The sequence below is a fragment of the Micromonospora sp. LZ34 genome (assembly GCF_052981855.1).
Genome location: NZ_JBRIQN010000042.1, coordinates 42,292 through 54,998, shown reverse-complemented (window position 1 = coordinate 54,998; position 12,707 = coordinate 42,292). Strand labels below are relative to the sequence as shown.

At 73.0% G+C, this 12,707-nt stretch carries 12 protein-coding genes; 10 read left to right on the top strand and 2 right to left on the bottom strand.

From position 1 onward, the window contains the following. Nucleotides 1–359 precede the first annotated feature (359 nt). Nucleotides 360–1,559, bottom strand: a complete 1,200-nt coding sequence (locus ACVCAH_RS30200; protein WP_447139632.1) for an ROK family transcriptional regulator — start codon at nucleotides 1,557–1,559, stop codon at nucleotides 360–362. 231 nt (nucleotides 1,560–1,790) lie between these two features. On the opposite strand from ACVCAH_RS30200, the gene ACVCAH_RS30195 reads away from it, so the two are divergent. The 5 genes from ACVCAH_RS30195 (at nucleotide 1,791) to ACVCAH_RS30175 (ending at nucleotide 7,191) form a co-directional block, all read left to right on the top strand. Beyond that, a complete protein-coding gene (locus ACVCAH_RS30195) occupies nucleotides 1,791–3,092 on the top strand; it encodes an ABC transporter substrate-binding protein (RefSeq protein WP_447139631.1) in 1,302 nt (433 codons plus the stop codon). 66 nt (nucleotides 3,093–3,158) lie between these two features. After that, nucleotides 3,159–4,145 (top strand): carbohydrate ABC transporter permease, encoded by a 987-nt coding sequence (locus ACVCAH_RS30190; protein ID WP_447139630.1) that lies wholly within the window; start codon nucleotides 3,159–3,161, stop codon nucleotides 4,143–4,145. Beyond that, nucleotides 4,138–4,977, top strand: a complete 840-nt coding sequence (locus ACVCAH_RS30185; protein ID WP_447139629.1) for a carbohydrate ABC transporter permease — start codon at nucleotides 4,138–4,140, stop codon at nucleotides 4,975–4,977. Before ACVCAH_RS30190 ends, ACVCAH_RS30185 begins: the two co-directional genes overlap by 8 nt. 37 nt (nucleotides 4,978–5,014) lie before the next feature. After that, the gene (locus ACVCAH_RS30180; RefSeq protein ID WP_447139628.1) at nucleotides 5,015–6,394 is read left to right on the top strand and encodes a GH1 family beta-glucosidase; all 1,380 of its coding nucleotides are present in this window, start codon (nucleotides 5,015–5,017) and stop codon (nucleotides 6,392–6,394) included. Nucleotides 6,395–6,513: 119 nt separating this feature from the next. Then, entirely contained in the window at nucleotides 6,514–7,191 is a 678-nt protein-coding gene (locus ACVCAH_RS30175; protein WP_447139627.1) for a TMEM175 family protein, read from the top strand. Here ACVCAH_RS30175 and ACVCAH_RS30170 read toward each other — a convergent pair. Then, nucleotides 7,136–7,789 (bottom strand): nucleotidyltransferase family protein, encoded by a 654-nt coding sequence (locus ACVCAH_RS30170; protein ID WP_447139626.1) that lies wholly within the window; start codon nucleotides 7,787–7,789, stop codon nucleotides 7,136–7,138. The genes ACVCAH_RS30175 and ACVCAH_RS30170 overlap by 56 nt on opposite strands. A 69-nt stretch (nucleotides 7,790–7,858) precedes the next feature. Between ACVCAH_RS30170 and ACVCAH_RS30165 the strand changes: the two genes are divergently transcribed. Genes ACVCAH_RS30165 through ACVCAH_RS30145 form a run of 5 tightly spaced genes read left to right on the top strand, consistent with a single transcriptional unit; the run spans nucleotide 7,859 to nucleotide 12,529 of the window. Continuing rightward, nucleotides 7,859–8,407 (top strand): 2Fe-2S iron-sulfur cluster-binding protein, encoded by a 549-nt coding sequence (locus ACVCAH_RS30165; RefSeq protein ID WP_447139625.1) that lies wholly within the window; start codon nucleotides 7,859–7,861, stop codon nucleotides 8,405–8,407. Then, nucleotides 8,404–9,396: an FAD binding domain-containing protein gene (locus ACVCAH_RS30160; RefSeq protein WP_447139624.1), complete on the top strand. Its 993-nt coding sequence runs from the start codon at nucleotides 8,404–8,406 to the stop codon at nucleotides 9,394–9,396. The genes ACVCAH_RS30165 and ACVCAH_RS30160 overlap by 4 nt, the downstream gene beginning before the upstream one ends. Further along, nucleotides 9,393–11,489: a xanthine dehydrogenase family protein molybdopterin-binding subunit gene (locus ACVCAH_RS30155; RefSeq protein ID WP_447139623.1), complete on the top strand. Its 2,097-nt coding sequence runs from the start codon at nucleotides 9,393–9,395 to the stop codon at nucleotides 11,487–11,489. The genes ACVCAH_RS30160 and ACVCAH_RS30155 overlap by 4 nt, the downstream gene beginning before the upstream one ends. Before the next feature lie 27 nt (nucleotides 11,490–11,516). Continuing rightward, nucleotides 11,517–11,891, top strand: a complete 375-nt coding sequence (locus ACVCAH_RS30150) for an ArsR/SmtB family transcription factor (protein WP_447139622.1) — start codon at nucleotides 11,517–11,519, stop codon at nucleotides 11,889–11,891. After that, the gene (locus ACVCAH_RS30145) at nucleotides 11,888–12,529 is read left to right on the top strand and encodes an SRPBCC family protein (RefSeq protein ID WP_447139621.1); all 642 of its coding nucleotides are present in this window, start codon (nucleotides 11,888–11,890) and stop codon (nucleotides 12,527–12,529) included. The genes ACVCAH_RS30150 and ACVCAH_RS30145 overlap by 4 nt, the downstream gene beginning before the upstream one ends. Nucleotides 12,530–12,707 lie beyond the last annotated feature (178 nt).

The following is a 12,707-nucleotide window of genomic DNA, read 5'->3' as shown; positions in this document are numbered from 1 at the left end:
CGGGAGTGGCTCGGAGACGCTAAACGGACGTGGAGCCGACCGTAAGACCCCGCACGCGGGGCTGGTGGCCGTGAAGCGTCAACCCGGCACCGCCACGGCGGGCAAGACCGGGACCGTCCCACCGCAAGGTAGGGCATCCGATCATGTGCTCACTTCAGCCTCATGAGAGGAAACGGTTGCGGACGCCGGGCATGACGGGGGTTACGGGAGGCCGGCCGCGCGGGAGGTGGTGCCACCGGGACAGGCACCGCGATCGGAGAGCGCTCTCGGGAAGAGTTGCGGCGCGGTTGCAACGGCGTCAAGACATCGGTCTATAACGACTGTTATATATCCAGGAGATTCGATATAGCCAGTTCGCCTCAGGACCGTACGCCGCCGGCCGCGAGCAGCCGGGCGATCGGCAGGGTGGCCGCCCCCAGCGCCACCGCGTCCACGCCGAGCCGGCACAGCTCGATCGACGCCTGCTCGTACGGCTGGCGCAGCGCCTGCCGGCCGGCGGCCTCGCGCACCGCCGGCAGCAGGTCGCCCAGCGCCATCGCGGCCCAGCCGCCCAGCACCACCCGCTCCGGGTTGAACAGGTTGATCAGGTTGGCCACGCCGGCGCCCAGGTAGCCGGCGGTCTCGTCGAGCACCCGTCGGGCGGTGCCCGACGTAGCGGCCGCCTCGACCAGGGCAGCGAGCTGGGACTCCTCGTCGTCGCCCGGCACCGCCCGGCCGTGCCGCGCCTCCCGGTACCGGTCGATGATCGCCTCCGCCCCGACGTACGCCTCGAGGCAGCCGCGCGCCCCGCACCGGCAGGGCCGGCCCCCGTACACCAGGGTGGTGTGCCCCCACTCCCCCGCGCTGCTGGACGCCCCGCGGTAGGTGACCCCGTTGGTCACCACTGCGGACCCGACACCGGAGCCGACCAGCGCGAACACCGCGTGCCGGGCGCCCCGCCCGGCGCCGAACCACATCTCTGCCTGGCCCAGCGTCTTGGCGCCGTTGTCGATGTGCAGCGGCAGGTCGGTGCCGGCGGCGATGAGCCGCTCCAGGGGCACCCGGTCCCAGCCGAGGGCCTGGGCATGCACCACCGCCCGCTCCCCCTGCTCGACCACGCCGGAGACGCCGATGCCCACCCCGAGCACGTCGTCCGGAGTCACCCCGGCCCGGGTGGTGACCGCGTCGATGCCGGCCAGCACGTGCCCGGCGACCACCGCCGGCTCGGTGCGCGCTGGGTCGAGCGGGTACTCGACGCTGGCCAGCAGGGTCATCGCGAAGTCGAACAGCTCGACCCGCACCCGGGTCTCGCCGACGTCCACCCCGACCACGAAGGCGTACCGGGGCGCGACCCGGAGCATCATGCTGGGCCGGCCGCCGTCGGACTCGGCCGCGCCGGCCTCGACGACGAGGCCCTCGTCGATCAGGTCGCCCACCACGTTGCTCACCGCGGGCTGGCTGAGCCCGGTGCTGCGGACCAGGTCCTGGCGGGTCAGCGGGCCGTCGAGGAAGAGCTTCGACAGCAGCGCCGACCGGTTCCGCAGCCGGACACCGCGATTCGTCGCTCGCGCCAACTCCACACGCCACCTCGATCCCCCGGGCCGTCCGAGGCGACTGTACGACCCCGTGCTTGACGGCCCTGCGGACAACCACTTTAATGACGACATTCATTAAGCCTTGATGTAACTCTCGTGACACCGGGCGGCGCCGCCGCCGGAACACCAGCCCCACCCGCCCCACCGGCCGCCCGCGACCCCCTGCGCCACCGGGCGCCGGTGGCCCGCACCACTGTCGAACCGGAAGGGCAGATCGTGTCGAGACGACACCTCGCGATACTCACCGCGGCCGTCCTGGCCGCCGCCTCGCTGACCGCCTGCGGCGGCTCGGGCGACGACGCCTCCTCTGGGGGCGCGAAGACGCTCACCTACTGGGCCAGCAACCAGGGCGCCAGCCTGGAGGCCGACAAGCAGATCCTCCAGCCGGAGCTGGCCAAGTTCGAGCAGCAGACCGGCATCAAGGTCAACGTCGAGGTGGTGCCCTGGTCGGACCTGCTCAACCGGCTGCTCGCCGCCGCCACCTCCGGCCAGGGCCCGGACGTGGTGAACATCGGCAACACCTGGTCGGCCTCGTTGCAGGCCACCGGCGCGCTGGTGGAGTTCGACGACGCCACCCTGGCCAAGGTCGGCGGCAAGGACCGGTTCGTCCCGGCCGCGCTGGCCGCCGCCGGCGCCCCCGGCAAGCCGCCCGCGGCGGTGCCGCTCTACAGCCTCGCCTACGCCCTCTACTACAACAAGAAGGCGTTCGCCGACGCCGGCATCACCAGCCCGCCCACCACCTGGGAGCAGGTGGCCGAGGCCGGCCGGAAGCTCACCGGCGGCGGCAAGTGGGGCCTCGCGGTCGAGGGCGCCAACCCGTCGGAGAACGCGCACCACGCGTTCACCTTCAGCCAGCAGTACGGCGGCGAGTGGTTCGACTCCGCCGGCAAGCCGACCTTCGACACCCCGCAGAACGTCGCCGCGGTCAAGCGCTACATCGACCTGATGGCCGTCGACAAGATCGTTAACCCGAGCAACGCCGAGTACGCGCAGAACCAGTCGGTCTCCGACTTCGCCAACGGCAAGGCCGCCATGCTGCTCTGGCAGGCCGCCGGGTCGAACCTGAAGTCGCAGAACATGGCGCCGGACGCGTACGGGATCGCCCCGGTGCCGTTCCTGGCCGCCCCGCCGGCCGGCGGCAAGAAGGTCAACAGCATGGTCGCCGGGATCAACATGGCGGTGTTCAAGCACACCAAGAACAAGGACGCCGCGCTGGAGTTCGTCAAGTTCATGACCAGCGACGCCGAGCAGGTCGCGCTGAACAAGACGTACGGCTCGCTGCCCGCCGTCAAGACGGTGGCCGGTGACCCGGCGTTCGCCGCGCCGGAGCAGAAGGTGCTCCAGGAGACGCTCGCCGGCACGGCCGCGCCGCTGCCGCAGGTGCCCGACGAGAGCACCTTCGAGACGCTGGTCGGCACCGCCATGAAGGAGTTGTTCGCCGACGCGGCGCGCGGCAAGCCGGTCACCGAGGAGAGCGTCCGGCAGAAGTTGAGCCAGGCCCAGCAGCAGATGCGCTGACCCGCCGGACCGGTGGCCGTGGGAGGGACGCCGACCCTCCCACGGCCACCCAGCGAGAGGACCTCGATGGCAACCAGCACCACCCCCCGGGACGTCGCCGCGCCCGACCGGCCGGCCCGCGGCGGGAAGTCGGACCGGCGCCGCCTCCGGCGGCCCCGCCGGTCCCTCCTGCCGTACCTGCTGCTCGCCCCGGCCATCGTGCTGGAGCTGGCGATCCACGTGGTGCCGATGCTGGTCGGCGCGTGGATGAGCCTGCTGGAGCTGACCCAGTTCCACATCCGGGACTGGTCGACCGCGCCCTTCGTCGGCCTGGAGAACTACCGAGTGGTGCTCGACTTCGACTCCGCCGCCGGGGCCGAGCTGCTGCACTCGTTCTGGGTGACCGTGATCTACACGGTCGCCTCGGTCGGGCTCTCCTGGGTGCTCGGCACCACCGCCGCGGTGCTGCTGCAACGACCCTTCCGCGGCCGCGGCGTGCTGCGCGCGCTCTTCCTCACCCCGTACGCGCTGCCGGTCTACACCGCCGTGATCACCTGGAGCTTCCTGTTCCAGCGGGACACCGGCCTGGTCAACCACGTCCTGGTCAACCAGCTGCACCTGTTCGGCGAGAAGCCGTTCTGGCTGATCGGCGGGAACAGCTTCTTCGCGCTGCTGATCGTCTCGATCTGGCGGTCCTGGCCGTTCGCCTTCCTCTGCATCATGGCCGGGCTGCAGAACATCCCCGGTGAGCTGTACGAGGCCGCGGCCATGGACGGGGCCGGCTTCTGGCGGCGGCTGCGCTCGGTGACCCTGCCCATGCTGCGGCCGGTGAACCTGGTCCTGCTGCTGGTGCTGTTCCTGTGGACCTTCAACGACTTCAACACCCCGTACGTGCTCTTCGGCGGCTCCGCGCCGGACCAGGCGGACCTGATCTCTATCCACATCTACCGCAGCTCCTTCAAGACCTGGGACTTCGGCTCCGGCTCGGCGATGTCGGTGGCGCTGCTGCTGTTCCTGCTCGTGGTCACCGCCGCCTACCTGCTGATCACCAACCGCCGGAGGAACGATGCGTGAGACGGCCACCGAGCGCTGGGCCCGCCGGATCGTGCTGACCCTGCTCGCGATCTTCGTCCTGGTACCGCTGTACGTGATGGTCAGCTCGGCCATCAAGCCGCTGCAGGACGTGCAGAACGCGTTCACCTGGTGGCCGCGCCGCCCGACGCTGCAGGCGTTCGTGGACATGTGGTCGACCGTGCCGCTCGGCCGTTACCTGGTGAACAGCCTGGTCGTCTCCAGCGTGGCGGCGGTCTTCTCGGTCACCGTGGCGATCTTCGCGGCGTTCGCGGTGAGCCGCTACCGGTTCCACGGCCGGGGCCTGTTCTCGGTGACCGTGCTCTCCACCCAGATGTTCCCCGGCATCCTGTTCCTGCTGCCGCTGTTCCTGATCTACGTCAACCTCGGCAACGCCACCGGCATCCCGCTCTACGCCAGCCGGACCGGGCTGATCATCACGTACCTCACCTTCTCGCTGCCGTTCTCGATCTGGATGCTGGTCGGCTACTTCGACTCCATCCCGCGCGGGCTCGACGAGGCCGCGCAGGTCGACGGCGCCGGGCCGCTGTGCACCCTGTTCCAGGTGGTGCTGCCGGCGGCGGTGCCCGGCGTGGTCGCGGTGACCGTGTACGCGTTCATGACCGCCTGGGGTGAGGTGCTCTTCGCCTCGGTGATGACCAACGAGGACAGCCGCACCCTGGCGGTCGGCCTGCAGGGCTACTCCACCCAGTTCAACGTCTACTGGAACCAGATCATGGCGGCCTCGCTGGTGGTCAGCATCCCGGTCGTCGCCGGTTTCCTGGCGTTGCAGCGCTACTTCGTCGCCGGCCTCACCGCCGGCGCGGTCAAGTAGGACCACGTTCACCGCGCTCGCTAAGGAGAACCGAGAAGTGCCGGACCTGTCCAACCTGCCGCCCGACTTCCTCTGGGGCGTCGCCACCTCGGCGTACCAGATCGAGGGCGCCGTCGACGCCGACGGTCGGGCACCGTCCATCTGGGACACCTTCTGCCGGCTGCCCGGCGCCGTCGACAACGGCGACACCGGGGCCGTCGCCTGCGACCACTACCACCGTTGGCCGGAGGACGTGGGGCTGATCCGGCGGCTCGGCGTCGACGCGTACCGCTTCTCGGTGGCCTGGCCCCGGGTGCGCCCGGACGGCGTCGGCGCGGTGAACCCGAAGGGGCTGGACTTCTACGACCGGCTGGTCGACGCGCTGCTGGCCGCCGGGATCCGGCCGTTCGTCACGCTCTACCACTGGGACCTGCCGCAGGTGCTGCAGGACCGGGGCGGCTGGCCGGAGCGGTCCACCGCCGAGGCGTTCGCCGACTACGCCGCCGTGGTGGCCGCGCGGCTCGGCGACCGGGTGACCGACTGGACCACCGTCAACGAGCCGCTCTGCGTGTGCTGGATCGGGCACCTGGAGGGGCGGATGGCCCCGGGCGAGCGGGACCTGGCCCGGGCCGTGCGCGCCGGGCACCACGTGCTGCTCGGCCACGGGCTGGCCACCCGGGCGATCCGGGCGAACGCCGCCAGCCCGGCGTCGGTGGGGCTGGTGCTCAACCTCAGCCCGATCGAGCCGGCGACCGACCGGCCGGAGGACGTCGCGGCGGCTCGGCGGATGGACGGCCACGTCAACCGCTGGTGGCTGGACCCGGTGCACGGCCGCGGCTACCCGGCCGACATGCTCGCCACGTACGGCGTGGAGCCGCCGGTGCGCGGCGACGACCTGGCCGTCATCGCCACCCCGACCGACTTCCTCGGCGTCAACTACTACTTCCGGCAGCTGGTGGTCGACGACCCGGCCGGGCCGGCACCGCACGCCCGGCAGGTGCCGGTGCCCGGCTCGGTGGAGACCGCGATGGGCTGGGAGATGTACCCGGCCGGGTTGGAGCAGCTGCTGGTCGCGGTGCACGAGGAGTACCGGCCGGCGAAGATCATCGTCACCGAGAGCGGCTCGGCCTGGCCGGACGAGGTCACCCCGGACGGGACCGTGGAGGACAAGGAGCGCACCGACCACCTGGAGCAGCACTTGGCCGCCTGCGCCGGGGCGGTCGGCCGGGGCGTCCCGCTCGCCGGCTACTTCGTCTGGTCGCTGCTGGACAACTTCGAGTGGGCGTACGGCTACGACAAGCGGTTCGGCCTGGTGCACGTGGACTACCCGACGCAGCGGCGGACGGTCAAGGCGAGCGGTCACCGCTACGCCGAGCTGATCCGCGCCCACCAGCGGCGCACCGGGGCGGCGGAGGCCGTCGCCCCGGTGGCCGGATAGCGGGCCGACGGGGCCCGGGAACCCTGGGTGTCGCACCGGGCGGCACCCAGGGACCCGTCCGGATGGCCGGCCGGGTGAAGCGGCACCGGCGCCGGCCGGGACGGCGGTAGCCTGCGATCGTGGCCGCGACGGAGCAGGTCCCGGCGGGTGGCCCCCGACTGGCCGAACTCGACCGGTTGAAGGCGTTCAGCGACGGCGTCTTCGCGATCGTCATCACCCTGCTGGTGCTGGAACTGCGCGTGCCCTCGTACGAGCCGGGCGGTCTGCTGTCGGCGCTGCTCCACGAGGGCTCCAGCTACCTCGCCTTCGTGGTCTCCTTCGTCTACGTCGGCGTCCTCTGGCTCAACCACCACGCGCTGCTGCGGCTGCTGGGCGGCACCAACCTGGCACTGAACTGGATCAACCTGGCCATCCTGTTCGGCGTGGTGATCATCCCGTTTCCGACCGCGGTGCTCGCCTCGGCGTTTACCCAGGACGGCGACCGGCACGACCGGCAGGTGGCGGTCGCCCTCTACGCGCTCGCCGCGGCGCTGATGTCGGTGCCGTGGCTGGTGGTCTTCGGCTACCTGCGCCGCCGGGCCGAGGTGCGCGGGGCGGGCGTCGACGACGCGTACGTACGCGCGCAGGAGCGGCGGCCGGTCACCGGCCTGGTCCTCTACGGCCTGGCCGGCCTGCTCGGCTGGTTGGTGAACCCGGTGGTCGGGCTGGTCGGCATCATCGTCATGATCGTCTACCACGCCGTCACCAGCGAGGGAATCCGCCGTCGGCGGCGGTCGCCGGCCGGCCGGCCGCGCTGACCCGACCCCGCTCGGCCCGCGTCAGATCGGCCGGGGTGTCGGCGTCCCGCGGCGAGCCGGTCCCGTCGCAGGGCACCCGGACCACCAGGTCCGGCCGGTCGCGGATGAGGTCGCGGGCGCCCCGGTCGCCGGTGGCGTACCGGTCGAGCAGCGGCCAGGCCGGCCGGCCCAGCAGCACGGGGTGCCCGGGCCGGCCGGCGTAGGTGGCGACCGCGACCGGCGCGCCGGCGGCGTACGCGGCCCGCACCCGGCGCACCGCCGCCGGGCCGAGCAGCGGCTGGTCGACGAGGACGACGACGGCCGCCGCCACGTCGTCCGGCAGCGACGCCAGCCCCCGGCGCAGCGAACCGCCCAACCCGTCCGCCCAGGCCTCGTTGCGGACCAGCACCGCGCCGGGCAGGTCGGGCAGGTCGTCGCCGCCCGCGCCGACCACCACGTGCACCGGCGCGCACCCGCCCCGCCGCAGCAGGCGGACCGCGCGGCGCACCAACGGCTGGCCGGCGAACTCCACGAGGGCCTTCGGGCGACCGAACCGGTGGCCGGCGCCGGCGGCGAGCAGCAACCCGGCCACGGCCCCCGCGTCCTCCGCTCCCGGCACCAGGCCTCCCCTGCTCTTGCTGTTCTTCCGTTATGCCCGATAGGACCCGGTCAACGCTAATATGAGGCGGTGCAGAGCGGGAACCAGAGCACCGATCCCGGCGCCGGGCCGACGTCCCGCGTCGCGCTGACCGTCAACGGCACCGGCCACGACCTCACCCTGGACAACCGCACCACCCTGCTCGACGCGCTGCGCGAGCACCTCGGCCTGATCGGCGCCAAGAAGGGCTGCGACCACGGGCAGTGCGGCTCGTGCACGGTGCTGCTGGACGGCCGGCGGGTGAAGAGCTGCCTGATCTTCGCGGTCAGCCTGGACGGCTGCGACGTGCTCAGCGTGGAGGGGCTGGCCGGCCCCGACGACCTCAGCCCGCTGCAGGCCGCGTTCATCGCGCACGACGCCTTCCAGTGCGGCTACTGCACCCCGGGCCAGCTCTGCTCCGCCCGCGGCCTGCTCGACGAGGTGGCCCGGGACTGGCCCAGCTCGGTCACCGGTGACCTGATCGGACCGGTCGAGCTGACCGACGCCGAGATCCGCGAGCGGATGAGCGGCAACCTGTGCCGCTGCGCCGCGTACCCGAACATCGTGGCCGCCGTGCGCGAGGCGGCGGGGTCGCGGTGAGGCCCTTCCGCTACCGGCGGCCCGCCGACGTCACCGAGGCGGTCGCCCTGCTCGACGCGGAGCCGCAGGCGGCGTACCTCGCCGGCGGCACCAACCTGGTCGACCTGATGAAGCTCGGCGTGCAGCGGCCGGAGCTGCTGGTGGACGTCACCCGGCTGCCGCTGGACGGGATCGAGCCGCAGCCCGACGGCGGGCTGCGGGTGGGCGCCACCGCGCGCAACAGCGACCTCGCCGCGCACCCGCTGGTGCGCCGGGACTATCCGGTGCTCGCCCGCGCGCTGCTCGCCGCCGCCTCCGGGCAGCTGCGCAACATGGCCACCACCGCGGGGAACCTGCTCCAGCGCACCCGGTGCGTCTACTTCCAGGACACCGGCAAGGCGTGCAACAAGCGCACCCCCGGCAGCGGCTGCGCCGCGCGGCACGGGCAGAACCGCGACCTGGCCATCCTCGACTGGTCCGACCGGTGCGTGGCCACCCACCCGTCCGACCTGGCGGTGGCGCTGGCAGCGCTGGACGCGGTGGTCGAGGTGCACGAGCCGGACGGTGCCCGGGAGCTGCCGCTGACCGAGCTGTACCGGTCACCGGGCGAGCACCCGGAGCGGGAGACCACCCTGCCCCGGGGCTCGCTGATCACCGCGGTGCGGATCCCGCCGCTGGTGGCGGCGCGCCGCTCGACGTACCTGAAGGTGCGCGACCGGGCGGCGTTCGCGTTCGCGGTCGGCTCGGTGGCCGCGGTGCTCGACCTCGACGGGGACGTCGTGCGAGAGGTCCGGCTGGCGTACGGGGCGGTGGCGCACCGGCCGTGGCGCGCCCACCGGGCCGAGCAGGTGTTACGGGGTCAACGGTTCACGCCCGAGCTGGCCGGCCGGGCCGCCGACGCCGAACTCGCCGAGGCCCGCCCGCTGCGGCACAACGGTTTCAAGGTGCCGCTGGTCCGCAACATCACCGTCCGGGCGCTGACCGACCTGGCCGGGCAGGCGGCGGCATGAGCACCGGGGCGGTGGGGCGGGCGTACCCGCGGCTGGAGGGCCGGGACAAGGTCACCGGTGCCGCCCGGTACGCGGTGGAGTACCCGGTGGAGGGCGTCACGTACGGCTGGGCCGTGCCGGCGGCGGCGGTGCGCGGCCGGATCACCCGGATCGACCCGGCGGCGGCGCTCGCCGTGCCCGGCGTCCTGGCCGTGGTGCACCACGGCAACGCGCCCCGGCTGGCCCCGGACGTCGACGCCGACCTGTACCTGTTGCAGGACCCGGTGGTGCACTACCGCGGCCAACTGGTCGCAGTGGTGGTGGCCGAGAGCATCGAGGCCGCCCGGGAGGGGGCGCGGCTGGTCGCGATCGAGTACGACACCCTGCCGCACAGCACCGTGCTCACCGAGGACCACCCCGGGCTCTACCGGCCGGACCGGGTGAACCCGTCCTACCCGACGGACACCGCCTCGGGCGACTTCGACGCCGGGTACGCCGCCGCCGCGGTGCGGGTGGACGCCACCTACCGGACCCCGGCCTACCACAACAATCCGATGGAGCCGCACGCCAGCACCGCGCACTGGCGGCCGGACGGGACGCTGCTGGTGCACGACTCCAGCCAGGGCTCCACGCCGGTGCAGGCCGCTCTCGCGGAGCTGTTCCGGGTGCCCCGGGAGAGCGTCCGGGTGGTCAGCGAGCACGTCGGTGGCGGGTTCGGCAGCAAGGGGTACGCCAAGGCTGCGGTGGTGCTCACCGCGCTGGCCGCCCGACACGTGGACCGGCCGGTGCGGCTGGCGCTGACCCGGCAACAGCTGTTCGGCCCGGTCGGCTACCGCACCCCCACCATCCAGCGGGTCCGGCTCGGCGCGGACGCCGACGGCCGGCTCGCCGCGGTCTCCCACGACGCGATCAGCCAGTCCTCGACGATCGTCGAGTTCGCCGAGCAGACCGCCGTCTACACCCGCAGCATGTACGCCGCGCCGCACCGGCGCACCACACACCGGCTGGTCCGGCTGGACGTGCCCTCCCCGTTCTGGATGCGGGCCCCCGGCGAGTGCCCCGGCGCGTACGCCCTGGAGTCGGCGATGGACGAGCTGGCCACCGTCTGCGGGGTCGACCCGGTGGAGCTGCGCGTCCGTAACGACGCGCGGGTCGACCCGGAGTTCGGCGAGCCGTTCACCAGCCGGAACCTGGTCGGCTGCCTCACCGACGGGGCGCGCCGGTTCGGCTGGGCCGACCGGGACCCGCGGCCGGGGGCCCGCCGGGACGGGCGCTGGCTGGTCGGCACCGGGGTGGCCGGCTCCAGCTACCCGGCCCGGCAACGCGCCGCGTCGGCGTCGGCCACCGCCCTGCCCGACGGGCGGTTCCGGGTGGAGATCAACGCGGTCGACATCGGCACCGGCGCCCGGACCGCGCTGTGGCAGATCGCCGCCGACGCGCTGGGCGTGCCGCCGGAGCGGGTGGAGGTCCGGATCGGCGACAGCGCGCTCCCCCGGGCCCCCGGCGCGGGCGGCTCGATGGGCACCTCCTCCTGGAGCTGGGCCGTGGTGCGGGCGTGCGAGCAGGTGCGCGACCGGCTGGGGCCCGACCGACAGCCACCCGGGGACGCGCTCACCGTCGAGGTGAGCAGCGCCGACGAGGTCCGCGCCCAGGCCCAGCGGCCGCGGTACGCGTACGGGGCGCAGTTCGCCGAGGTCCGGGTGGACGCCGACACCGGCGAGGTGCGGGTGAGCCGGATGCTCGGCGTTTTCGCGGTCGGCCGGGTGGTCAACCCGACGACCGCGCGCAGCCAGCTGATCGGCGGCATGACGATGGGCATCTCGATGGCGCTGCACGAGGAGGGCGTGCTCGACGAGCGGTACGGCGACTGGGTCAACCACGACCTGGCCACCTATCACATCACCGGCTGCGCGGACGTCGAGCGGATCGAGGCGTACTGGGTGCCCGAGGAGGACGCCGACCTGAACCCGTCCGGGGTGAAGGGGCTCGGCGAGATCGGCATCGTCGGCACCGCGGCCGCCGTCGCCAACGCCGTGCACCACGCGACCGGGGTACGGATCCGGGAGCTGCCGATCCGCCTCGACAAACTGGTCACCGGATCAGTCTTTGCTTAAATAAGCCCACGCTGATATAACTGGCGGGTGCACGCCTTCGATGTGCTCGGCGATCCGGTGCGACGCCGGATCCTCGAGCTGCTCGCCGACGGCGAGATGACCGCCGGCGGGCTCAGCGACGTGATCCGGGCGGAGTTCGGCATCTCCCAACCGGCCGTCTCGCAGCACCTCAAGGTGCTGCGGGAGAACGGCTTCACCACGGTGCGGCCGGAGGGGACCCGGCGGCTCTACGCCGTCGACCCGGGCCCGCTGCGCGAGGTCGACGACTGGCTCGGCCACTTCCGCCGGTTCTGGATCCCACCGCTTCAGGCACTCGCCACCGAGCTCGCCCGGGGCAAGCGAGAACGGCGGCTGCGCGGGCAGTCCGCCGACGCGTCCGACGACGACAGGAGACAACCATGATCGACGCGACCAGCCAGCTCAACGCCGTCCGCCGCCAGGTGGGCCAGCGGACGCTGGAGGCCGGCGAGGCGCGGGTCACGACCATCAGCCAGACGTACGACGCGCCGCTGGAGGACGTCTGGGACGCCTGCACCAACCCCGAGCGCATCCCCCGCTGGTTCCTGCCCATCAGCGGCGACCTCAAGCTGCACGGCCGCTACCAGTTGGAGGGCAACGCGTCCGGCGTCATCGAGCGCTGCGACCCGCCGAAGAGCTTCGCCGCCACCTGGGAAATGATGGGCGAGGTGAGCTGGATCGAGGTCCGGCTGACCCCCACCGACGACGGCCGCACCCGGTTCGAGCTCGACCACATCGCCCACGTCGACCAGGAGCGGTGGGACCAGTTCGGCCCGGGCGCGGTCGGGGTGGGCTGGGACCTGGCGCTGCTCGGCCTGGCCACCCACCTCGCCAACGACGGCAGCGGGGTCACCCCGGAGCAGAGCGAGGCCTGGAGCACCTCCCCGGAGGGCCGGGCGTTCACGACCACCAGCAGCGAGCGGTGGGGCGAGGCGAGCATCGCCGCCGGCACCGACCCGGCGCAGGCCCGGGCCGCCGCCCAGCGCACCACCGCCTTCTACACCGGCGTCCCGGAGAGCTGAGCCGCCCGTCGCCGGCGCGATCCACCCGGTTTGCGGGATGTCGGGGTGTCCCCGGCGCCCGGACACCCCGACATCCGGTAACCGGAGTGGATCAAGATGGCGGGTAACGCGCTGCGGCATGAGTGGCCTGCCGTACTCCCACTGCTCCTACTGCGGGGCGGCCTACCCGGCGACGGCC